Genomic DNA, 24,772 nt, shown 5'->3' with positions numbered 1-24,772 from the left:
TTTTCTTGTTTCTCCATATGCTTTAATACATATAAATGAAAAAATAAATAAACAATTAGCAATAAATTTAGTATCATTCAGATTTATTTAAAGTTATAATTACCCTAGTTCCTATACCTTCTTCACTTTCAACTTTAATATTGCCACCATGAGCTTGAATTAGTGCCTTAGATATGGTTAATCCAATTCCTGTTCCTCCTGATACTCGATTTCGAGAAATATCACTTCTGTAGAATCTTTCAAATATATGTTTAATATCCTCTTTGGGGATGCCTATACCTGTGTCTTCTATTACAATATTTATTACATCTCCTATCTGTACTACATTAATTCTTACATTACCATTTTCATTTGTATACTTAAAAGCATTTGAAAGGATATTTATAAAAACTCGTTGTAGTATTTCTTCATCACCCGACAATTCAATATTTTTAGGGATTTCATTATTTATATTTATATTCTTACTAATAAATAAAGGCTCAAAGGTTTTTAATATATTATTAAGTAGTAAAGACATATTGACAGAACTTTTATTTAGTTTAATATCATCACTTTCAATTAAGGACAAATCTGATAGTTCGTTAATAAGTTTTGTAAGCCTATTTACCTCATCATGTACTATAGAAAGTTTTTCTACACTTGGAACCCAAACTCCATCTATAAAAGCTTCAATATGACTTTGTATCGTGGCAATAGGAGTTCTAAGCTCGTGTGCCATATCAGTTGTCATTCTTTTTCTTAAGTGTTCCTGATAATCCAGCCTATCAGCAAGCTCATTCATTGATATGGACAAATCATTTAATTCAAAGGTATTGGTAATAACTTCGTTTAAATCTTTATATTGTCCATTTTTAATATAATTAGCGTTTTCTCTTATTTTATAGATAGGTTTTAGAAACTTTCTTGAAATATTTGAACTAGTTAATATTGCTACACCTAGTGTGAATATAAAAGCTATTGCGAATATTCCATTAATAGTACTTAGAAATTGTTTATCTTCAATAGAAGATATTATACTCTTAGGTCGCCCCACATCAATACTTCCAATTTGTTTTCCTAAATAACTATAAGAATAATTATTATAAACAACTGTTGTATCTATCTTATTTTTATCTCTTTGCATCATGGAATGCATATTATCTGAGGTACTACTATCCCATATGACTCTATTGTCAATATCTTTTATCCGTATTGTTAAATTGTCACTATATGCATAATGCATTATACTCATAAATGACTGAGAATTTAATCCATTGTAATCAATATAAACTTGCTCAACATATTGAACAACTTTCTCATCGTCTCTACTTCTAGTTTCTCTTATATAATCGGTAAAAAACAGATTGATGCCAATGTTAGTAATAATTGTTATGAATGCAATGGATACCATAGCTGTGATTACAAAGTACTTTCTAAATTGTTTACTTAATGTGATCATAAGCTACCTACAAACTTGTATCCTACGCCGTATATTGTTTCAATATATCTTGGTTCCTTAATATTATCCTCAATTTTCTGTCTTATGTTTTTTATATAGGTATCTACTGTTCTATCATAGCCTTCAAAATCATAACCAAAAGCATGACTTACTAGATGACTTCTCGTAAAAACCTTTTGGGGATTTTGTGCAAGAATCAATAGCACTTTAAACTCACTTGGCGTCATTTTAACAATTTCACCGCTTTTTAGAACAGTACGTTTGGGAATATCTATATATAAGTCCTTACCATTGTATTCTAAAATATCAGATACTACTATATTGCCTTTTGCCCTTCTTAAGATAGCTCTTACTCTACTCACTAGCTCTCTTGGACTAAATGGTTTTGTTAAATAATCATCTGCTCCAATATATAAACCTGAAACTTTATTATCCTCACTACTTTTAGCAGTGAGCATTAATATTGGAATATCTGATTCTTTTCTTATAATTTTACATATTTCCTCACCTGAAATATCTGGAAGCATCAAATCTAATATAATAAAATCTGGATGTATACTACGAAAACATTCAAGAGCCGTATTTCCTCGGTCTGCAGTATAAACATCATAAGATTCAAGTATTAGATAATCCTTAACAACTTTTAAAAGATTAACTTCGTCATCAACGATAAGTATTTTTTCATTCATTTCTCTCACACCCTTATATCATTTGTTTACAATATATTTAGTAGCTTTTTTTGACTAAATACAGAGTTAATAAATTCTATATCAATGCGCTAATAAACTATTAGCTAACTTTTATTTTTAACTTTATTAGTTTTCTTCGTTTTGTTTAGCTCACAACAATCTAGTTTACTGGTACCAAATGATTTTTTATTTTGTTCTGCAAGATTTTTTAACCACTTATCAATAAATTTAAACATAATTACCCTCCAAAAATAGTCTTTCCATGTACTTTTAATAATATATAATACTTGTGAAGATTTAATGTAGATGAATATAATTCCTACAAAATCTTATCTATGGATTTGACTCTTTATTTCCATATGATAATGATTTAAAATTTGTCACGGTTTATTCAAGAAGAATAGCCTTAAAGTTTTCAAAATACGATAGTTTAACTTTTTATTGATAAACAAATAACTGCAAATTAATTTGAACTATTCAAACGACATTTACAGTTATTCTTTAAATACTTTTTATATTAATTCGTATCTATCATTGACCTGGGTCGATATTTACTTTTTTTAATCTTAATGAGTTATAAACTACATTTAATGAACTGGTAGCCATGGCAGCTGCACCTATCATAGGGTGCAATAATCCAATCACAGCCATTGGTATAAACAATGCATTGTATATCCATGCCCAAAAATAATTTTGTTTGATTTTTGTAAATATAGATCTAGACAATTTAATAGCTGATATTATACCTGTTAATTCCCCTCTTACTAATGTAACATCTGCTGCTTCGATTGCAATATCAGTACCTGTTCCAATCGCTATACCTACATTAGCTTGTTTAAGTGCAGGTGCATCATTAATTCCATCTCCTACCATAGCTACTGTACCATATTTCTTTTGTAGCCTTTCCACTTCTTCAACTTTGCCATCAGGTAGCACTTCAGAAATTACATGAGTTATCCCTACCATTTTGCCTATAGCTGCTGCTGTTCTCTTATTATCGCCTGTAATCATAGCTGTTTTAATACCCATGCTTTCTAACAATGCAATCGCTCGTGCGGAATCTTCCTTGATAGGGTCTGCTACTGCTATTATACCTAATAAATGCTCTCCTCTTGCAATTAGCATTGCAGTTTTAGCTTCTTCTTCTAATCTAATTAATTCATTTTCGTATTCCTCGTAAGGAATATTTTTTTCTTTCATTAATCTTCTGTTTCCAACTAAGACTATTTCTCCATCAACACGTCCCTCTACTCCCATGCCAACTACAGCGTTAAACTGTTCTACTTCTCCAAATCTTATATTTTGATTTTTTGCTTTCTCAACAATTGCATGAGCTAGAGGGTGTTCTGATCCATTCTCTATGGAACCTGCGAAATAAAGAATATCTTGATCTTTTACATCATTTACTAGAACTATGTCCGTTACTTCTGGCTTTCCCTTAGTAATAGTTCCAGTTTTATCAAATGCTATAGCCTTAACTTCTTTAAATGTTTGTATGGCTTCACCATTTCGTATTAATATTCCCTTTTCAGCTCCCATACCACTACCCACCATTAAAGCTGTAGGCGTTCCCAGTCCTAATGCACATGGGCAAGATATAACTAGAACAGCTGTTGCAGAAATAAAAGCTAATGTCAGAGGTGTAACATCTGGGTTAACCCAAGGTAAAAACGTCGATCCCCATTGAACAATACCTAGATGAAAACCAGGAAATATATTGTAAGAAATAAATGTGCCAATGGTTATAACAATTATTGCTGGAACAAAATATCCTGTAATACGATCTGCAAACTCCTGTATAGGAACTTTAGACCCTTGACATTCCTCCATCATTTTAACTACCTGAGATAAGAACGTATCTTTACCAATTTTTGTGACCTCAATTTTTAGTAGCCCTTGTTTGTTAATGGTTGCTCCAATTACTTCATGACCTATTTCTCGTTTTACTGGCATTGATTCTCCTGTAGCCATAGACTCATCTACTAAACTACTCCCACCCACTACTTTACCATCAGTAGGTATTTTTTCACCTGGTCGTACTACCATAATATCTCCTACATGTAAATCTTTAATAGGAATCTCTATTTCCTCACCATCTACTATGATTTTCGCCGTCTTAGCTCCCATTTGAATTAATTTCTTGATAGCCTGTGAAGCTCTTCCTTTAGCTTTCACCTCTAAGTATTTTCCTATTAAATGAAAAGTCATAATGGTAGTAGCCATCTCTATAAAAGTCTGTACAGGAATGAAAAATCCCATAAATCCAATCAAATACGGTGGTAGCGATCCCAGAGTTACTAGAACATCCATATTTGGACTTTTGTTTTTAAGAGCTTTCCAACTACCAACATGAACATGCCAACCAGTTCCAAATATAATTGGAAAGCCAAGTACTATAGTGATTGGTAAATATCCAGGGATAGATGTTATAAACATGTTAATCATCATAAGACCCATTATAACGCTTGTAAATAAAATAGATATTTTCATGGTTTTTGCAGTTTTTCTAATTTTAATTTCATCTTCATCAATACCATTATCTTCGCTATCTTCAAGCACCAATTCAAATCCTATTTTAGAGACACTCTTTTGCATATCCATTAATCTAATTTTATTAGGATCGTATTCAATCGTAATTTTTTCTGCTGGAAAATTTACATTAGCAGAAATAACACCATCTATTTTATTTAGATTTTTCTCTACATTATTTGCACAAGATGTACATGACATACCATTAAGTTTTAAAGTTATTTTCTCCGTTTTACTATCATTATCTTCAGGGATGGCCTTAAATCCAAGTTTATCTGCAACTTTAGTTAATTCTTCTATATTAGTAGTCTCTTTATCGTATTCGACAAGTGCCTTCTCTGCAGCAAAGTTAACACTAGCGTTTATAACTCCTTTAGTATCTTTTAACTTCTTTTCTAGATTATTTGAGCAACTAGTGCACGACATACCTTGAATTTTAAATCCTACTTTTACTATACTCTTTGATTGAGCCATATCTAAACCTCCAATTCTTTTTTCTCATTTTATATTTTCTATTATACCAACTAAGTTGACTTTACAGTCTTTACAAGACTGTAAGTTATTTTTTTAGTTTCATACCTCCTTTTTTACCCATTATTCATTTTTAAAAACAGCCCCTACCCATATAGGGGGTGGTAATATAATAAAAAAAATATTCTTTTATATTACTATAGTATCAAAGTATTATGTAGATTTTATGAAGATAGTAAAAATCATAATACCTTTTAATAATTACACTATATCAGATTTTGTGTCAATTTTCAATAACAACACCTTAATAAATATTTTATATATTAAATAAAGTTGAAGCTTAAATATTCATTTTTGAGTATAATAATATTAATTAGAATAATACCGTAATTACTAATAAAACCAAGGAGGATTACTATGTTTAATAACTTCAACTCAAAGGCTCCATCTATATCAATGGAAATGGCAAAAAACAACTTATCTAATGATACATCTATTTATCTGATAGATGTTAGAACACCTACTGAATATATTCAAGGTCACATTCCAAATAGCATTAATATCCCTCTAGATACAGCTTTTAATATAGAATCAATTGTAGTTGATAAAAATAGCAAGATATACGTTTACTGCCAAAGTGGTAATAGAAGTAATAAGGCAAGTAAAATATATAGAGACTTAGGTTATATAAATACTACTAATATAGGAGGCATAGTATCTTGGACTGGCAAAATAGTATAAAAACCAAGATTAAATGATTTTCATATTTCTCTGATTTAAATCGTCACACATTGTATCTGAGCATTTGTATAGGTGTTCGTTAATTCTGCAATTATAGTTATTATAGAATCTATTTAAATGTATTTTAGATAGTTTTTAAGTCTCTGCCACAATATTTCCCATTTCTTTTATATCGTACCCACCTATTCCCTCAAACTCTAATTTAAATTCATCAGAACGAAGAATCTTAAATATAGCTTGAATTTGTGGTAAGCTAGTATCTTCTTTTCTTACAACTAATTCATAACGCTCTTTTTGTAAAGGAATAAAATCTATATCCTTTACTTGCCTTGCATTATTCTCATTACCAATAGCCACATCTGCACCACCTCGAGCAACAGTACTAGCAGCAGTGAGATGAGATTGAGCTTCTCTTTGATACCCATCAATTTCACTGCCATAAACACCCAAAATACGCAAATGTTCATCCACCAGCACACGAGAGCCAGCACCTTTTTCTCTATTAATCATAGTTATATCTGATCGTTTTAAATCATTCCAAGTTAGGATATTCTTTGGATTACCTTTTGCAACATAAAAGCCTTGCATACGACATGCAAGATGTATAATAACTGCTGGAATTCCAGGTAATAATCTCTTTACGTAGGGAATATTATATTGACCTGTATCTCCATCCCAAAGATGTGCAGAAGCAACTTGAACATCTCCTCGATATAAAGAAATCAGACTATTATAACTGCCAATATAAGCACGCAAAGCCTTTCCACCTTTAGTATTTTGTTCAATATAATTTGACAATACGTCTAGCATAATATCTTGTCCACAAATTACAAATCCGCTGGAATTATATCTATTAGTAGCTACTAAATCAGGACTTTCTAATATGTTTTCAACCACTGATTCTACTTTCACAGGTTTTATTCTTTTAGAATTTTCAATGTAATCTTGAACATCATTCATAGTAAATCTAACTTTTCTACCAACTTTATATGAATTGAGTTCTCCACGTTTGATCAGTTCATATACTGTATTTTTGGCAATTTTAAGAATGTCTGCTACATCTTGTGCTGTAAGAGCAGTATTGTTTTCCATAATTATATTCTCCATTAGTATATTTATTTTGATACAGTATATCATGTTTCATTTCTATATTCAATTTCTATCACGTTTCACACTTGACTTTCATCATATTTCTTCATATAATATGTGTATCGTATTGTACTAGCAGATTTTCACACTGTTTCACTGCGTTTTAACACTATTCATCACGTTGACACTAATAAAAAGGAGACACTATGATTAACATAACAAACTACAAAAAACTTATTATACTTATACTTTCCTCTATCTTATCTCTAGTATTCATAGGTTGTACAACAATGAACGAGAATAATTTAGATAATAATACCACCTTAGCCACGTCAAAGCAGGAACTTACTGTTGCAGCTGCTTCAGATTTAACAAAGGCTTTTACTGAAATTGGTATAGCCTTTGATAAAGCCCATAATAGTAGTATAACATTTTCCTTCGGTTCAACTGGCAACTTATCTGAACAGATTGCTAACGGAGCGCCCTTTGATGTATTTGCAGCAGCAAATGAAAGCATTATAAATGATCTAGATACAAAAGGTTTTATTGTTTCTGACACAAAATCACTTTATGGTTTAGGACGTATAGGAATCGCAACTCTAAAAGACAGTTCCTTTGAAACAAGCACTCTAGACGATTTGTTAAATCCCGATATTAAGATAATTGCAATGGCAAACCCTGATCATGCACCTTATGGACTTGCATCAAAACAAGCTATAGTAAGTGCGGGGCTATGGGATAAATTAGAACCTAAAATAGTATATGGAAAAAACATTTCTGAAGCCATGACTTTTATAACAACAGGTAATGCAGACGCTGGCTTTATTGCTTTATCTCTAAAAGATGATAGTATATTAAACTTCAATATAATTGATTCAAATATGCATAATCCGTTAAATCAAGCTATTGCAGTTGTAAAAGCATCAAATAAGCAAGATCTCGCTCGAGAATTCATTAATTATGTAAATAGTTCCGATGGACAAGCTATCATGTCAAAATACGGTTTTATACCACCGGAGGAATAGAATTATGAACGAAATCAACTTATTTCCTCTTTTTTTATCCTTTCGAGTAGCTTTTACTTCTACCTTAATTAGCTTTGTAATAGGCCTGCCAATAGCCTATTTTTTGTGTAAAGGACGTGGTAAAATAGTTGATTTTATAGACACCTTAACTGCGCTACCAATTGTACTACCACCTACTGTATTAGGTTACTATTTACTAGTTTTACTAGGTAGACAATCACCTATCGGTAGTTTTTTCGAAGAAGTCTTTGGCACTATGATTGTTTTTACAACAACTGGTGCAATTATAGCAGCGACAGTTGTTTCTATTCCCTATTTAATTAAATCATCAAAAACTGCTTTTCTCGAAATAAACGAAGATTACCTGCATGCGGCTAGACTCTTAGGTCGAAGTGAATTCAATGTTTTTATTACGATAGTAATCCCTATTGCATGGCGTGGGATTGCAGCTGGTATTACTTTATCTTTTGTTAGAGCATTAGGAGATTTCGGTACAACATTAATGGTTTCTGGAAGTATACCTAATAGAACCATGACTATGCCTATTGCCATATATGACGCTTTACAAAGTGGAAACAACTTACTAGCTAATTTACTTGTCATTATTATGACTAGTATAGCAATTATCATATTATTTATTGTCAACATACTTGAACGAAAGATGAAGAAAGGATGAAATCATGCTAGAAGTATCAATAGAAAAATCCATGGGAAAATTTAAACTCCAGTCTTCTTTCAAAGTGCAAAAAGGGGTATTAGGTATTCTAGGCTCTTCTGGTTGTGGTAAAAGCATGACCCTTAAATGTCTTTCCGGCCTTTATAACCCAGATAGTGGATACATTAATCTAAACGGTAACACATTGTTTTCCGACAATCAAAAAATAAATGTTCAACCCCATAAAAGAAATATTGGATATGTTTTTCAAAACTACGCTTTATTTCCACATTTAACTGTAATTCAAAATATCGCGTATGGCATTAAAGATTACGAACATAATTTACGTGACAAAATGGTTTCTGAAATGATCTCTCGGATGGAGCTTCTAGGCCTAGAAAACAATTACCCTTCTCAACTTTCAGGTGGTCAACAACAAAGAACTGCTCTCGCAAGGACCTTAATTAAGAGACCAAATTTATTATTGCTAGATGAGCCTTTTTCAGCCATTGATAGTCATATTAAAAGCTTACTTGAAAAGGAACTAATTACTATTATAAAGAATAATTTTAATGGGATTGTTCTTCTCGTCACACACAATGTAGAAGAGTGTTATCGTCTTTGTGACCAAATCATGATTATGGACTCTGGACAAAAAATTCAATTTGGCACAAAAGAAGAAATTATCCAATCTCCATCAAGTGTAACTGCTGCTAGAATTACAGGGTGTAAAAATTTCCTCGACGTAACTGTCTTAGAAGAAAACAGTGAATTTCTTTTATTAAAGTCAAATGATCTAATATTTAAGTCCGCAATAGTAAAACAGCATTGCTCTAAAAATATGATTGCTTGCATCCGAGCTCATCATCTAAATCTTTTGCCAATTGAAACTAATGTTGACAATGCTTTTGATTGCAATATTTTAGAAATAACAGATAGTTTATTCTCTACTACACTAGTTCTTAATTGCAAAAGTTGCATACTAGAAATTGAAGTTTCAAAATCTTCACCTGCTTATGAATTAACACAAAGAAGCAATAACCTAAAACTACACATTCCTCCAGAACATGTTGTTCTAGTAGAAAAAAACAATAATTGAATTACATCTATACTTAAGATTAATAATATTAATTTCCAATGTATATGAGGCTATTCATTCGTTGTTCCTGTTTGATAAAGAAAGTGTTAGTTACCCAACATTTGCTAAACATCCCTGCACGCTTAAGTCTTTTTATAATCTCATGCCTCATATACAGGTGTAGCTTCAGCATGAGTAATGTATATTTGAAATACGAAGCAATTCAGAATTAAGATTTAAATACTATACTCTGTACTTATAAATTTTCAGCTTTTTTGTATATTTCTCCTACTTCTTCTTGTATAGTAAGTAAAGATATAATATATGCAATTATAATAATTCCCGGAACATTAATTAATAATCTTGTCAAGGCAAAGTCGCTGCCTAATGCAGAAATTTCAAATAATAGCATAGGTATTTTAGTAGTAGACCATGCACCGATAAAAATTAAAACATTAATAAATTTTACACCTTTCTTCATAAATACTGCAGCAACTGGAAATGCTCCGTACAATGGTCCTGCTGCTGCAGACCCAAGTAAAAATGATAACACAATTCCTTTTATCCCTGAACCTTCTCCCATATATTTAATCATTATTTCTCTAGGAACCCATACATCTAATAATCCTAATAAAATAAAAACTGCAGGTAGAATAAGTATCATTTCCTTAATACTATTTCCTGCATTTGCAAATGATTTTAATCCAATATCATGATTAATAAGAGTAATTACTCCAACAATTATTGTAGTACCAATAAAAAAACGATATCTTTGTATTATTTGCTTCATATTTGATTCAACACCTTCCCTATTATAAGTGCAACTATAAAAGTAAATATAAATCCAAAAACATTTCTTAAAATAGCCATTTTTTTATTAAAGTATTTTATTTCTATAGGTAATGTAACTACTCCTACCATCATTAAAGAAGAAACAAAAGCAGCGATTTGCATTATACCTGCTCCATTTTGAAGAATCATTGCTGCAGTAGGAAAAGCAACAAATCCTGGAATCAATGTTATAGATCCAACTATCGCCGCAATAACAACACCAACCCAACCAGAGTTATTACCTATAAAACTTGAAATAACTCTGGGGTTTAGAATAGCTAATAAGACTCCTACCAACATTATAACCCCCAAAAATTCAGGTAAAATGTTTTCAAAAGATTTCCACGCCTTTACTAATGCCATTTTTGTCTTCTTTTTATTTTTATAGTAAGAAAACAATAATAAAAATATAGTTAATGTGTATAAAATGAAATTATTCATCATTTACCTCCTTTGAGCATTTAAATAGTATTTTCTATTTATTAATAGACCTCGAAAGGTAACAAACCTTTAAACCTATCAGTGCTTATATTCCCATGTGGGTATATAAGCACTTTATTCTAATAATCTATTTATGTCAATTAATATTATCACTACTCTGCTATAACTATGTGAATATCATTATTGCGTATATTCCTTCTCTATACATTTCTCATAATGGTATTTAAATATCTAAAATCCTAAATAAAACATGTAAAAAGCTATAAATAATATTATTCCACCCATTACATATTTTAAGTACTTACTAAATACACCGTATTTTTCATTAGAAATTATATTGTTAACCAATCCAATTGACGTTCCTGCAAATATTACTATGACACTGTGACCAATCGAATATAAGAGTAAAAGCAACATACTCCATATTATATTGCCACTTGTGGTTACAATCCCTAATAATACAATTAATACAGGTGTTGAACAGGGTGATGAGAATACTCCTCCTAGCATCCCTGCTAAAATCGCGCCTATATATCCTCTTTTTGTGGATTTACTTGTCAGATAAGTAGATGGAATAAATTGATACACATCCCATATTTGAAGTGCCATGAGTACCATTAAAATTCCTAATCCAATATACCATAGCTTATTAGAAGTCCCCATAAGATTACCTAACACAGTTGCAACTGTACCTAGTATTGTAAATGTTACAGCCATTCCCAATGCAAATGTTACTGATAATCTAAAAGCTTTCTTAGGATCATTGTTACTAGTTCCACCAACATATCCTATTACGAGAGGAACACTTGATAATGAACAGGGCATGACAGATGTTAATATTCCTGCTAGTAATGCAAAAAAAGGTGCGAACCACAAACTTTCTGATATAAATATCGCCAAAGTCTCAAGAAACTGATTAATCATTCTTTTAACCCCATGTTTTTCAGTACATCTAGAATCATCTCTTCTGTCATACCTCCCTCATGCACAGTAAATGTATGTTGGTTGGTATCTTTAGAAGTATATAATTTCATCTGTTGTTCAAGTAAATTATTTTTTTCTGGCTTATAGGGATTACCTTCATTGTCAAAAAATATCTGCGTAGGTATTAGAGTAACTGGATAGCCTTGTGCAAATTCTGGGTATTTCCAAACATCTACAAATACAATAATTGCTTTTCCTTGTAGATCACTATTTAGCTTTTCTAAAACAGGCGCCATAGCTTTACACGGTGCACACTCATCTGCTCCAAAGTCGATCATAATTGGCAATCCATATGATTTTAGATGCTCAAGATCAATCTCATCTGTGACATGAAGTTCGAAATCAGGATTATCCTTTGTTATAGTAGTAGAATTGTCTATGTTTTTCGCAAAATATATTCCAACAACTGCAATTACGATAAAGATTGGTATAACTATTTTAAAAACTTTCATTCTATTATTATCCATATCTAACTTAACTCCTAACATATTCTAGTTTAAAAACAAAGGCATAGCACCTACTAAAAGAAAAGACAGTCCAAATATTACTGTTATAACAATTGCAATTACTCTTACAAATTTAGATTTCCTTATATTCATAACCTTTCTCACCTTACCTTGAATTTTTTATTTTACTTTAAATCATTATAATTTTATCACTAAACCCTTCTATGTATTATACCATTTCAAAATTCTATTTTCTAATTATTTCACTATTCTTAAATACTTCATATAAAATTATATATTCTAAATAATAAAAATTATGATTTTTGTTTGAAACTCGATTCTATTTCAAATGCAGAAATTGGTTTGCTAAAATAGTATCCTTGTGCAATTTAACTGACATTTTTATTGGATGGGTAATTTAATTTAATAACTTTTTTACTATAACAAAAAACCATTATCGCTTTATAGGATAATGGTAAATGTATATATATATTTAAATAACAGTGAACCTTCTTTAAAAATTATTTGTGTGATACCTTTTTTCTATTTATTTCACCCATCCTTGTGCAATTTTTACACCTTCTGCAGCATTTGTAGTGTATGCATCTGCTCCGATATATTTTGAAGCATTTTTATTGACAGGATTGCCACCTATGATTATTTTTATACTATCTCTAAGACCAGCTTGTTTAAGACCATCTACAGTATCTTTCATTGATTCTAATGCTAATGTAAGCACTCCACTCATACCAACAATATCGGGTTTTATCTCATTTACCTTTTCTACAAATGCATTTACGCTTTGGTCAATACCTATATCATAAACTTCAAAGCCAGCTGCTTCACTCATACTCCTGAATATATTTTTTCCAATATCATGCAGATCTCCATGTACAGTGCCTAAAACTATCTTTCCTTTTATAGTAGCAGTACTTCTACCAATAACAGGTTTCAACATGTCGATTGTATCACTCAATAATTCTCCAGCAAATATTAGATCTCCTACAAAATATTCACCCTTTTGAAATAATTCTCCTACTATTGCCATTCCTTCTTGACATGCATTAACAACCTTAGCTGCTTCTTCTTCTGAAGGGTTTGTTGAAATAAAATCATCTATTATTTCAATAACTTTATCTTCTTCTAGATCTCCGATTGTTTGTGTTAATACTTTCAAATCCATTGAAATACCTCCTAAAATAAGATAATAATTATATTACTTAAGTCTACTTAATTTTAACAAGAGCTTAATTACAAGTCAAGGTAATTGATACATTTGATTTTAAATATAAATTATTACCTATAGTTTGATAATTGCTTTTCATTAGTATTAATCAATTTTTTTAGTAGCGCCCTCATAGATTTCCATGATTTAAGATGATATTTAGCATTCGTGTTACCTAATCCGATTTTTATTGTAAAGGCATCTTCTGGCAATGACAAAAATAAGTCTTCATCAGTAAAGTCATCTCCTACCCCTAGAATAAAGTCGAATTCTTCACTATGAATATATGATGAAGATGCAAAACCCTTATTAACCCTATTATCTTTTATTTCTAGAACTTTATTTCCCTCTTGTAGCCCTAAATTCATTGAAGCGGTCATATACATTAGTGCTTCCCTAACTTCGCTTAGTTTAACTGCAGCCATATCAGGTTCACATTGCCTATAATGCCATGCAATTGAAAATTCTTTTTCTTCGATTAAAGAACCAGGCATGCGATCAGTATACATTTCTAGTAAATGCCGAACTGAATCTTTCCAATCATTTGTTAGAGAAATGCTCATTGTCCAATCTTCATTAGGAGGACGAAGCCATAAACCATGAGATGCTATAAAGTGTAAATTAAGATCACCCAGCCAATCATCTAAGGTATGTCTATCTCTCCCTGATATGATTACAACCGTGTTTTTAGGGTCTTTTGTCAAATCAGTCAATAGTTCTCTAAGTTCTAAATCTGGTTTAGCTTGCTCAGGTCTAGGTTTAAATCCAACTAAAGTACCATCATAATCTAAAAAAAGAACTCTTTTTTGTGCTGATTTATAGTCTTGTTCGATAATATTACTATCTCGCTCAATACTTCGTTGGGCAATTACAAGTCGCGACTCCTCTGCAGTCCTTTCAAGTGTATTTAAAAACTCACTAGCCCAAAATTCCACATTATATCTTTTTAAACGTGTATGCATAATTTTGTTTCTAGAAATTTTTTCTTCATGTGGCATTTCTAACGCTGTTTTAATTCCCAAAGAGATAGCATCATAATCATTTACGTTTACTATTACCGCTTCTCCTAATTCACTAGCTGCTCCTGCCGTTTCACTAATAACTACCATACCATCATAGTCATTTCTTGAAGCAATGTATTCCTTAGCTACCAGGTTCATGCCATCGCGTAGAGGCGTCACAAGTAAAACTTGTGAATGCCTATAAAATGCAATCAGGCTTTCTTGTGTAAATGATTGGAAGAAAAACCATATAGGCATCCAACTAAAAGTTCCAAACTTACCATTTATTTCACTAACTAATTCAGTAATTTCTCTTCTTAGCAACTCATATGATTCTACTTCTACCCTAGAAGGTGCAACAATCAAGTTTAATCTAACCTTCCCTATATATTCTGGATATTTCTGTAGAAAATATGAAAAAGCTTTAATACGCTCTGGTATACCCTTAGTGTAATCAAGCCGATCAATAGATAGAATCATGGCAGTACCTTTAATGTTATCTACTATTTCTTTAGCTTCAATTTGAAATTGATTATCATCATAATCCTTAGAAAAAAAATCATAATCTATACCCATAGGAAAAGCATCTACTTGTACATAACGATCTTCATATGTTATCTGATTTAGATTGTGTTCTAACCCTATAAGCCTTCTAGTGCAACTTAAAAAATGTCTTACATATTCGTAAGTATGAAATCCAATTAAATCTGCTCCTAATATACCGAGTATTATTTCTTCTCTCCATACTAGCAATCGAAATATTTCATATGATGGAAATGGAATGTGAAGAAAAAATCCTATTTTAGTATTTGGATATTTTTCTTTAATCATTTTAGGTAATAACATCAATTGATAATCATGTATCCATATAGTATCATCCTCTTCAATTATTGAATCAACAGCATCGAAAAATATTTTATTGACTTTCTGATAAGTCTCCCAAGTACTAAATTCATACTCTGTCTTATTTGTGAAATAATGGAACAATGGCCAAATAGTATTATTGCAAAATCCAAAATAGTATTCCTCAATATCCTTATTTGACAATAAAACAGGAAGACACTTATAATCGTTCATAAGCTTATTTTCTATATTTTGAGTTTCAGTAACGTTAATTTCTTCATTCGAAATCCCTGGCCACCCTACCCATAAACTATCAGATTTTTCATGATAACTTTTCAAACCTGTAGCGAGTCCACCAATACTTTTGTTATATGTAATTTCATCTTGATTTTTACTTACAGTAACCGGTAATCGATTTGATACAAATATAATTTTACTCACTTTTCACGCCTCTTTCCTTATTAAAATTTATGTAGCATTTTAGTTCTAGTATAGAATTTCTAATAACTCTGATAGACAGTTTAGTTTGTATGTAGCACTCAAATTACTTTTGCCATCACCTATGGCAGCACAATCCATCTTTGCAGATATAGCTGCTTCAATTCCAGCACTAGCGTCTTCAACTACTAAACAATTATTAGGTTTGACTCCTATATATTCGCTAGCTTTTAGAAATACTTCAGGATGTGGTTTAGAGTGTATTATATTGTTACCATCAGATATGGCAGCGAAATAATCTATTAAACCAATACGCTTTAAAATAAATTTTGCATTTTTACTAGAAGAACCTATTGCCATAATAGTATCCTTATTTTTTATTTCATTTAATGTATTTGTTACATCTTCTGTAACCGTCTCTGGTGACATAGATTGCAGTAGTTCAAGGTAATAATCGTTTTTCATTTGCGCGTAATGATTCTTCTCTACTTCAGAAAGTTGCTTAGGATAAAGTTCTAAAACTATTTCTAGACTTTCCATCCGACTAATCCCTCTTAGACGATTATTAATTTTTTCATCAAAATATACATTTAATTCATTTGCTACTTTTTTCCATGCTAAATAATGATAGTGATCAGTATGACAAAGAACTCCATCTAAATCAAATATTACTGCTTGATATCGCATCTAAGACCTCTCTTCTTTGTTGTATCTTCTATTAATAATAAGCATATCTTTCAAATGATATATCTTATCATACACGTGTATAGTTTTGGCACTCCCGTGTTCTAATCTAAAACAACAGATATCTTCTTTAACAATAATAATAATCCTGCTATCTTCGTAAGAAATTTTGAATTGGTAACTAACCCATTTCACAGGAAGTATTGGAGCAAAAAATATCCCTTCTTCTTTTAGACGAAATCCTCCAAAGCCATAAACAATTGCCATATAATTACCACCCATATTGGCAGTATGAATTCCGTGTTTAGTATTTTTATGTTTATCTTTTAAGTCTAACTTTGCTGAATGACAAAAATAATCAAATGATTTTTCTTCCATTCCCAATTTTGCTGCCATTATGCCAAATATACAATCTGATAAAGATGAATCATGAGTTGTAATCTCTTCATAATAATCATATGAATTGCGCATGGTTTCTAGACTCTGAACATCCTCAATAATAAAATGTGCCATTATAGTATCAGGTTGCTTACAGACTTGATGCCTATATAGATGCAGAGGGTGGTAATATAAAAGTAAGGGAAATTTATCTTTTGGTATCTTTTGTAAATCTAATCTTCTTTTTTGAAGGAAAGAATCGTCTTGTGGATTTATCTTTAATTTTGAATCGTATGCTAGATACATTGCATCGGCTGCAGCATGGAAATCTTCTATTTCTTCAAATTTCAAGTCTATTTTATTCACAAGCTCATCAAATATTTCTGTATTTTTTAATAGGTCATATACTTTTACTGCCCAATTAAGGTGGTATTGTGCTATAACATTGGTATAGTAATTATTATTAACAATACATGTATATTCATCTGGCCCAGTTATGTCGTTTATATAAAAAATATCATTATGGAAATTTCCTGTATCCATCCACAAACGTGCAGTTTCAAAGATAATTTCACCTCCTTTTTCTTTTAGAAGGGATAAATCTTTTGTCGCCAAATAATAAGCAATAATAGAATATGCTATATCACCGTTAATATGGTATTGTGCAGAACCTGCAGGAAAATAACCTGAACATTCTTTACCCATAATTGTTCTCCATGGGTAAAGTGCACCTTTACTATGTCCTAAAATTCTTGCATTTTCTTTTGCCATTTCTAAAATTGAGAATCTATAGTTTATAAGATTTTTAGTAATAGAAGGATTAGTTACAGTAAAAAAAGGTTCAATATACATTTCAGTGTCCCAGAAATAATGTCCCTCATATCCTTCCCCGCTTAATCCTTTTGGTGCAATATTACTATGTTCGTCCTTACCGACAGATTGAATTAATTGATATAAGTTATAATGCATTGCTCGACTTAATTCATCGTCCCCTTCTATTTTTACATCACAATTATTCCAATATACGCTTAGATAATCCTCTTGTTTTTTATATAAAGACTCTAAAGACGTAGAAAGTGCCTTTTCAAGTTCTACCCCAGCTTGCTCTCTACAATCTTCATAACGAATAGAATCGCAAAAAACAGCATATTTAATTAGTTTTATAGTTCCACCTAGATTTGCTTCTGTTGTCATTTGACATATAGCATTGTTGTTATCAATAGTGAATTGACGCTCATGATCTTGTAGTAAAATATTTTTGACACAACTTGTAATAGTACAATTTGATTTAGTTGTTTTAGAAGTTATATAAGATGCACCTTTTTTTATTTCACAACTAATAGGAGTTAAGTATCGAATTCCATCATCTGCAACACGTGGATCATTGCAATCAGTATAATTTAAAACATTACCATCATGACTTGACTCAATCGTAATTTCACCAGAAAAGTTTAATGGTTTTACCTCGTAAGAAGTAGTAAATAGGGTTAATTGATGAAAAGATGTCATTCGTATAATAGTTAATTCTATTTCCTTACCCTTTGGTGAACGCCACTGTACATACCTTCCAGTAACACCTTTTTCCATATCAACCCACCTAATACTATCTAGTACTTTGCCTTCAAACATACTAAATTTTTCATCTTCTAGATGTAATATAATAGATTGAGTATCCGCTATATTTAGCATAGTTTGCTTCTCTTGTGTTAACCCATATAAATTTTCAGCCTGTTTCATCTGAGAAAAATCATAAAATCCATTGATATATTGGCCTCGTATAGATTCGAAACCATCTGGATAACCTTCTTCAAAAACAGAACGCACTCCAATATAACCGTTTGCATTATGAAATAATGTTTCATTTAATAATAAATTATAATTATCTAATTTCTGTTCGTTGAGAATATAAGTGGTATATTTATTTTGCATAGAAACTCCTTTCAAATGATATCAAAATATAATATAGACGTTAGTCCTAAAAAAAACTTGTATTTTATTTAATACCCATATCTTAATACATTTAATCTTTTAGTTTATATTAAACTCAAATGTATCACTATTCTTTGTATATATTATATATATTAATTATAGTAATATTATATAATATATACCTATTATTTACAAAAGCTAATGTGCGTTTATTGTTTGCATTTATATACGTTGTTAAATATAATATATTTAGAAAATAACTACTATAAAAATTAGAGTGGAGATGAATTTAATTGAAAAATTTATCAGTGATTTTAATATTATCAATTATTATGTTTTTAGGAGGATGTGGTTCTTCTCAATTAAGTGATAAATATAGTGAACAAGTTTTAAAAGAGTCTACTGAAGAAATAATTTCTTATTTAAATAATGAAAATTTTGAAGCAATCGTAGATCGTACCCAAGAAAATTTAAAAAATCAGTTAACAGTAGAAGTTCTACAAGAAGCATGGTCAAATTTTGATGATATAGGCGAATATGATTCTATCTCTAAAATGGTATTTCAAGAGAAAGATAATATAGCTACAGTAATTGCATTAGCAAAATACTCTAATAGAGATATCCAATACACAATTTCTTATAACACTGAAATGGAACTAGTTGGATTTTATCTGAAATAGAATTTTAGGATAGTGTATACTTCTTTCAAGATACCTACGTTAATTGTCTCTACTTTAGATTTGTTTATAATCATAGAATAGAAACAATTGTTTCTTATATTGTATAAAGATGGAGATAATAGATATACTAAAATATTATTTATATAGTGATCTTAAGGAGTTTTTATGAAAATAATTGATGCTCATTTACATTTTTCTGACATTAAAAGATTTAGAAATTGTGCAATGTCAATATCTAAAGTCGATTACGATTTAGAAGGATTAACCAATGAATTTAAAAACAATAAAATTGTTTGTGGTATAGGAATGGGTTTACAAGAAACTGAAGAAAAATCTTTTCCAGATCATAAGCAGCACAATCCAATGATCATAAATCTTCTTGACACGGTACCTTCGTGTTTACGTTATTGTATCGGAATAAATCCATATACTTTAAAAGACAATCTTGTCTATGAGCTACATAATATTGAAAAAAAACTACAAGAAGATAATGTTGTTGGCATAAAATTATATCCTGGTTACTACCCTATACCTATAGATAATCCAATCTATAGAGTAATATATAGTCTAGCAAACACCTATAGTGTTCCAATAGTTATTCACTGTGGAAAAACTTATTCGGTTAAAGGTTATTTAAGTGAATCTCATCCATTAATAGTTGATAGAATAGCGCTTAAGTATCCTAATATAAAATTTGTTATTGCACATTTAGGAGATCCATGGGTAATGGATACTGCAGCGATAATATCAAACAGTAGTAATATTTATTCTGACCTTTCAGGGTTAATCATTGGGAGCACAGAAGTGATTAATGAACGAGGAGAAAGTAAATTATTTAAAGACCATATCAAAATGGCTATAGAGTATGCTAACTCTTATGACAAATTACTTTTCGGATCAGATTGGCCACTAGTCCCCCATCAAACATATATAAAATGGATTAAAGAGCTAATTCCAACAAAACACCACCAAGCTGTATTCTATACGAATGCAATTACAGTGTTTAATAAAATAGTGCTATGAATGATATTAGGTAATTAAATTAGATTACTTAAAAATTTTATTTTCTTTATATCAAACAACTATGTTTTTATATGTTTTTATTAAAATTATTATTTAAAGATAAAAAGTAACATGATACTCTATATATGAAGATTTAAAACCAAGAGAAACTGTTGAAGAACGTTTCTCTTGGTTTTTGAAGAGGAATAAGCGGCTAATTACATGCCTTTGGTAACTGTCAGCGTAACTAGAAGCTAGCAATGCGTAATTCTTGTCGTTCATACTTAATTTACTATTATTATGATTAGAAACTATATCGTATATTAGACTTAAACTATTATAATAGTTTTTATAAGTACCAATAAAATTAGTTTACAAAGGAGTGATTAATATTAATGAAATTTTTCTAATTATATTAGTCCAACTGATATATGTACCAATTTTTACTCTTAGAACAATGTTTCTCGTAAAACATATGACTCTCCTTGCATCTCTCCTTGGATTTATGGAGGCATTAATATATGTATTCGCATTGTCGTTAGTACTTAGTGAAAATACTGGAGTTATTGCAATGTTAGTGTACGCAGTTGGATTTGGTGTTGGAATACTAATTGGAGGTGCTATTGAAAATAAGCTTGCAATAGGATATAACAATTTAGTAGTTAATCTAATGGAGAAAAATGAACAACTGATAAATCATTTAAGAAATGAAGGTTACGGTGTAACTGTTTATGAAGGAGAAGGTAGAGACAGTAAGAGATATCGCTTAGATATACTTACTAAAAGATGTAGAGAAGAAGAACTCATGCATATAATAGAAGAATTTGAACCTCGTGCTTTTATAATATGCTATGAAGCTAAAAGGTTTAAAGGTGGGTATCTCCTAACTTCTATGAAAAAGATGCGAAAAAATCGAGGTAACGAATGTAAATAAATACCAAGTAGTTATTTACATATATGTTCTTCCATTTTACACTAATTTACGTAAAAAAATAAGGCGTTACAGTGCTCCGCCTTATTTAATAGTAGTATTATAAAATTATTTACGAGCTGCAATTTCTTCTTGCATTTTAATTTGTGTTTCTGGAGTTATTTTATATAATACTACAATGATTATTAATCCTAAACCAATAAAGATTGATGGAACTAAAGCTATTCCGTTTTTAAGCCCTTGAATTAACTCAGGTGTTGCTTCCATATCAGGTATATAATTTGCGGAAACTAATACAGCAGTGATAATAATACTCCTAACAAATATAGCTGTCTTAATTGGCAAACTTATTAGAGACATAATAAATCCTCTAGCATTTTTCCCTGTTTTCCATTCACCATAATCAACTGTAGCTGAATACATAGCTACGCCTAATGCATCTGGCATACCATAACCTAAGTAAGCGATAAACATAACTACCATAAAGGATACATAGTTCATTGGTAATAACCATACTGTCATTAGACCAATAATAAATATACATAGAGATAAGATGTATGTATTTTTTTCTCCAAATTTCTTAGCAAGAGGTGCAGTAATCATAGCACCGAAGAAACAAACAACATTCAATCCAGTCATAAATGTTGCAACGACTAATACATTTTCTACAACATATTTAAAGTAATAAAATGCTAAACCAAAAATAACAAATCGTCCTAAATATCTTCCTAATTCCGCCATCATAAGTCCGATAAGTGGTGGGTTAACAACTATTTGCTTCAACATTTCTCCTATTTTCATTTTATCTTCTTTACTAACTACTTTTGTAGAAACACCATGATTAGCATATGGTTTTGTCATGCTGTATAAAATCAAGTTACTTAAAATCATAAGAGCACCAGTAATAACAACTGTTAAAGTGAATCCCATAGCAGGATTACCAACACTTGTACCAATTGAAGTTGCTATCTTAATACCAGTGAAAGCAAATACTATTGCTCCTAATGCATTGAACATACCTCTATTTGAAGCCATGGAAATTCTTTCTTCCCTAATTGTTGTCATGGAATTATTCATAGCAATATGTGCTGCATAAAAAACATTCCATATTAAGTGACTGACAATAAATCCTATTGTAATAATTACGGCATTCACAGTTACTGAGCCTATTTTACTAAATTGAAGAATAAAGAATAGTGCAGCAAATGGTGGTCCAACTAATAGCCATGATCTGTACTTACCACCAAATTTAAAATTACTTTTCTCTAGTATAACACCTGCAGTAGGTACCCATAAAATGTCAAATATACTAGTGATCATCATAACTGTTCCTGCTATTGCTACAGGAATCATAGCAAAATCCGTTAAGAATGCCGCGAAAAAAAACACTTCCATGTTTACAAACATTTGAAATCCAAATGATGGTAAACCATACGAATTGATGACTGCTTTACTTAATTGTTTAGTTTCTTTTTCCATATTTCCTCCTTGAGATTTTATTTCTACATATATATAAGTGTAATATATAATGTTGTAGACTTAATATTATAAGAACATTTCAAATATATAATTTATGTTCTTATATTATTATTTTAATACTTCTTTAAAAAATAATAATCAATAACATTATAAAATCATTAATGTTTTTAATATTATATATATATAATATTATATCAATCCAATTTTGTAAAGCTGTATTTTATTCTAAAAAAATTATTTTTGTATTGATATAAAATATGTTATACTTTTTTGAGTGAGGAGGTTTTAATGTTGGCACAATACAAAAAAGGAATGGATACAAAACATAAAATTTTACAAGTATCAAAAAAACTGTTTGTAGATAATGGATATGTCAAAACTTCTTGTAAAATGATTTGTGAAGAAGCAGATGTTAATTTAGGTTTAATCCACTATCATTATAAAAGTAAAAAAAATATTGCATCTATCATTTATGCATATTTTCTTGTAGAGGTAAAAGAACTGGTGAAAAGATACATGACAGAAGAACTACATAATTATGAACTGAAATATGCAACTGCTCTTGAACATTGGATATTTTATGGTTTGTTATTAGGTGATAACCGGTATAAAATATTCTACTACGAAATATGCAAGGAAAATTTATTAGTAGATGAAAATACTAAGATTCTTGAATATTTTTATAAATTGCACGTTAATACTTATAATTTAAATATTAGTGCTAATGAAATAAAACTAATCCGTGTATCAGGCGCTGCATTAAATATGGGCTTGATACAAAAATACGTAGAAAATTATTTTGATATGACTATAGATGAACTATCCGAATATAAAATTCGTAATATGTATCGTCTATTGAAATTGAAAGAAGATGAAATTGACGATATTGTAGAGGTATCAAATAATATTTATAACAAAATAAATATCAAACTTTTAGATTATTTTGAGTTAAGTTTAGATGTAAATTTAACCTAATGTACTTTTTATCTACATAAAAGCGTCTTCGATGAGTTTCAAGTAAGATAGTAAAATTTGAACCTCAGGGATCTAGTCGAACTTACCTATCTATAAAAAGATAAAGCAAAACTTTATTCAGTAGGAAGTTTTCTTTATAGTCTTAGTACCCTTAATGCAAGATAAAGGGTTGAATTATTTAATTCAACCCTTTTGGTATTTAAATATTATAATTATCATCTGGATTTACCAGTAATAAAATCAGCTATAAATACTATCACTGCAACAACTAACAATAAATGAATTAGATTTCCAGCAAATTTAAATAAAAACCCTAAAATCCAAAACAATACTACTATTCCACCTAACCATCTTAGAAATCCCATAATAATTCCTCCCCTGTATTTGTTCTTTTAATCTAATAAAGCTTCTTTCGCTTCTATCAATCTTTTCTCTACAATTTTTAGTTTAGCTTTAATACTTTCACCCTTATTATCCTGCTTTAAAGTATCATTTAACGTTTTATTAGTTTGATTAATTGTGCTATTATTTGTTTTCTTAAATACTAATATTGTAGTGGAAACTATGCCTACTATAGCACCAATTATAGATAAGCCTATAATACTTTCCTTTTTATTTTTATTAATTTTTTTTATAATATAATCTAGCCTCTTTTGTAATTTCACGATACCACCCTTTCTTATTTAAGATAATTATTGTTATTGTATAAGTACCCAATATAACTTGCAAACAAACATTTCAATATATAAGACATTAATTTAACTAATAAAATAATATTTTAAATTATATT

At 30.1% G+C, this 24,772-nt stretch carries 24 protein-coding genes; 8 read left to right on the top strand and 16 right to left on the bottom strand.

From position 1 onward, the window contains the following. Window positions 1-73 precede the first annotated feature (73 nt). The 4 genes from GC105_RS01430 to GC105_RS01420 form a co-directional block, all read right to left on the bottom strand. The gene (locus GC105_RS01430; RefSeq protein WP_152800946.1) at window positions 74-1,438 is read right to left on the bottom strand and encodes a sensor histidine kinase; all 1,365 of its coding nucleotides are present in this window, start codon (window positions 1,436-1,438) and stop codon (window positions 74-76) included. After that, window positions 1,435-2,127 (bottom strand): response regulator transcription factor, encoded by a 693-nt coding sequence (locus tag GC105_RS01425; RefSeq protein ID WP_152800945.1) that lies wholly within the window; start codon window positions 2,125-2,127, stop codon window positions 1,435-1,437. The genes GC105_RS01430 and GC105_RS01425 overlap by 4 nt, the downstream gene beginning before the upstream one ends. 104 nt (window positions 2,128-2,231) lie before the next feature. Next, on the bottom strand, window positions 2,232-2,363 hold the full coding sequence (locus tag GC105_RS17410; RefSeq protein WP_281350051.1) for an LDCC motif putative metal-binding protein: 132 nt from the start codon (window positions 2,361-2,363) through the stop codon (window positions 2,232-2,234). A gap of 295 nt (window positions 2,364-2,658) precedes the next feature. Continuing rightward, window positions 2,659-5,130, bottom strand: coding sequence for a heavy metal translocating P-type ATPase (locus GC105_RS01420; RefSeq protein ID WP_152800944.1), 2,472 nt, complete (start codon window positions 5,128-5,130; stop codon window positions 2,659-2,661). Window positions 5,131-5,544: 414 nt separating this feature from the next. Here GC105_RS01420 and GC105_RS01415 point away from each other — a divergent pair, with 414 nt between their 5' ends. After that, entirely contained in the window at window positions 5,545-5,868 is a 324-nt protein-coding gene (locus tag GC105_RS01415) for a rhodanese-like domain-containing protein (RefSeq protein ID WP_152800943.1), read from the top strand. A 135-nt stretch (window positions 5,869-6,003) separates the two neighbouring features. On the opposite strand, the gene GC105_RS01410 is transcribed toward GC105_RS01415, so the two are convergent. Beyond that, the gene (locus tag GC105_RS01410; protein ID WP_152800942.1) at window positions 6,004-6,960 is read right to left on the bottom strand and encodes a substrate-binding domain-containing protein; all 957 of its coding nucleotides are present in this window, start codon (window positions 6,958-6,960) and stop codon (window positions 6,004-6,006) included. Window positions 6,961-7,163: 203 nt separating this feature from the next. Here GC105_RS01410 and modA point away from each other — a divergent pair, with 203 nt between their 5' ends. Genes modA through GC105_RS01395 form a run of 3 tightly spaced genes read left to right on the top strand, consistent with a single transcriptional unit; the run spans window position 7,164 to window position 9,736 of the window. Then, a complete protein-coding gene (gene modA, locus GC105_RS01405) occupies window positions 7,164-7,982 on the top strand; it encodes a molybdate ABC transporter substrate-binding protein (protein ID WP_152800941.1) in 819 nt (272 codons plus the stop codon). 4 nt (window positions 7,983-7,986) lie between these two features. Then, a complete protein-coding gene (modB, locus tag GC105_RS01400) occupies window positions 7,987-8,658 on the top strand; it encodes a molybdate ABC transporter permease subunit (RefSeq protein WP_152800940.1) in 672 nt (223 codons plus the stop codon). Between the two features lie 4 nt (window positions 8,659-8,662). Then, window positions 8,663-9,736 (top strand): sulfate/molybdate ABC transporter ATP-binding protein, encoded by a 1,074-nt coding sequence (locus GC105_RS01395; protein ID WP_152800931.1) that lies wholly within the window; start codon window positions 8,663-8,665, stop codon window positions 9,734-9,736. A 235-nt stretch (window positions 9,737-9,971) separates the two neighbouring features. On the opposite strand, the gene GC105_RS01390 is transcribed toward GC105_RS01395, so the two are convergent. From GC105_RS01390 to GC105_RS01355, 8 genes are all read right to left on the bottom strand, one after another. Then, entirely contained in the window at window positions 9,972-10,505 is a 534-nt protein-coding gene (locus tag GC105_RS01390) for a permease (protein ID WP_152800929.1), read from the bottom strand. Beyond that, the gene (locus GC105_RS01385; protein WP_152800927.1) at window positions 10,502-10,987 is read right to left on the bottom strand and encodes a permease; all 486 of its coding nucleotides are present in this window, start codon (window positions 10,985-10,987) and stop codon (window positions 10,502-10,504) included. The genes GC105_RS01390 and GC105_RS01385 overlap by 4 nt, the downstream gene beginning before the upstream one ends. Window positions 10,988-11,218: 231 nt before the next feature. Continuing rightward, on the bottom strand, window positions 11,219-11,911 hold the full coding sequence (locus GC105_RS01380) for a cytochrome c biogenesis protein CcdA (protein ID WP_152800925.1): 693 nt from the start codon (window positions 11,909-11,911) through the stop codon (window positions 11,219-11,221). Further along, a complete protein-coding gene (locus tag GC105_RS01375) occupies window positions 11,908-12,438 on the bottom strand; it encodes a thioredoxin family protein (protein ID WP_152800923.1) in 531 nt (176 codons plus the stop codon). Before GC105_RS01375 ends, GC105_RS01380 begins: the two co-directional genes overlap by 4 nt. Before the next feature lie 526 nt (window positions 12,439-12,964). Then, complete coding sequence (locus tag GC105_RS01370; protein WP_152800921.1) at window positions 12,965-13,600, bottom strand: cobalamin B12-binding domain-containing protein; 636 nt, start codon at window positions 13,598-13,600, stop codon at window positions 12,965-12,967. A 113-nt stretch (window positions 13,601-13,713) separates the two neighbouring features. Then, window positions 13,714-15,927, bottom strand: coding sequence for a bifunctional alpha,alpha-trehalose-phosphate synthase (UDP-forming)/trehalose-phosphatase (locus GC105_RS01365; protein ID WP_343029923.1), 2,214 nt, complete (start codon window positions 15,925-15,927; stop codon window positions 13,714-13,716). Window positions 15,928-15,972: 45 nt separating this feature from the next. Further along, window positions 15,973-16,611: a beta-phosphoglucomutase gene (gene pgmB, locus GC105_RS01360; protein WP_152800919.1), complete on the bottom strand. Its 639-nt coding sequence runs from the start codon at window positions 16,609-16,611 to the stop codon at window positions 15,973-15,975. Beyond that, complete coding sequence (locus GC105_RS01355) at window positions 16,612-18,915, bottom strand: glycoside hydrolase family 65 protein (protein WP_152800917.1); 2,304 nt, start codon at window positions 18,913-18,915, stop codon at window positions 16,612-16,614. A 293-nt stretch (window positions 18,916-19,208) separates the two neighbouring features. Here GC105_RS01355 and GC105_RS01350 point away from each other — a divergent pair, with 293 nt between their 5' ends. The 3 genes from GC105_RS01350 to GC105_RS01340 all read left to right on the top strand — a co-directional run bounded on the left by GC105_RS01350 (window position 19,209) and on the right by GC105_RS01340 (window position 21,531). After that, window positions 19,209-19,595, top strand: a complete 387-nt coding sequence (locus tag GC105_RS01350) for a DUF3887 domain-containing protein (protein ID WP_152800915.1) — start codon at window positions 19,209-19,211, stop codon at window positions 19,593-19,595. A 165-nt stretch (window positions 19,596-19,760) separates the two neighbouring features. Next, complete coding sequence (locus GC105_RS01345) at window positions 19,761-20,618, top strand: amidohydrolase family protein (RefSeq protein ID WP_152800913.1); 858 nt, start codon at window positions 19,761-19,763, stop codon at window positions 20,616-20,618. A gap of 361 nt (window positions 20,619-20,979) precedes the next feature. After that, window positions 20,980-21,531 (top strand): DUF5698 domain-containing protein, encoded by a 552-nt coding sequence (locus GC105_RS01340; protein WP_207706921.1) that lies wholly within the window; start codon window positions 20,980-20,982, stop codon window positions 21,529-21,531. Between the two features lie 105 nt (window positions 21,532-21,636). On the opposite strand, the gene GC105_RS01335 is transcribed toward GC105_RS01340, so the two are convergent. Next, on the bottom strand, window positions 21,637-23,007 hold the full coding sequence (locus GC105_RS01335) for an MFS transporter (RefSeq protein WP_152800911.1): 1,371 nt from the start codon (window positions 23,005-23,007) through the stop codon (window positions 21,637-21,639). Between the two features lie 288 nt (window positions 23,008-23,295). Between GC105_RS01335 and GC105_RS01330 the strand changes: the two genes are divergently transcribed. Then, window positions 23,296-23,982 (top strand): TetR/AcrR family transcriptional regulator, encoded by a 687-nt coding sequence (locus GC105_RS01330; protein WP_152800909.1) that lies wholly within the window; start codon window positions 23,296-23,298, stop codon window positions 23,980-23,982. Window positions 23,983-24,197: 215 nt separating this feature from the next. On the opposite strand, the gene GC105_RS01325 is transcribed toward GC105_RS01330, so the two are convergent. Then, window positions 24,198-24,347: a lmo0937 family membrane protein gene (locus tag GC105_RS01325; RefSeq protein ID WP_152800907.1), complete on the bottom strand. Its 150-nt coding sequence runs from the start codon at window positions 24,345-24,347 to the stop codon at window positions 24,198-24,200. Window positions 24,348-24,374: 27 nt separating this feature from the next. Beyond that, window positions 24,375-24,647, bottom strand: coding sequence for a hypothetical protein (locus GC105_RS01320; protein ID WP_152800905.1), 273 nt, complete (start codon window positions 24,645-24,647; stop codon window positions 24,375-24,377). Between the last annotated feature and the right edge of the window lie 125 nt (window positions 24,648-24,772).

Origin of the sequence: Alkalibaculum sporogenes, from assembly GCF_009362815.1 — a bacterium.
Classification (GTDB): Bacteria; Bacillota; Clostridia; order Eubacteriales; family Alkalibacteraceae; genus Alkalibaculum_A; species Alkalibaculum_A sporogenes.
Note: the sequence above shows the minus strand (reverse complement) of the source record. Positions and strands in the feature narration are given on the sequence as shown.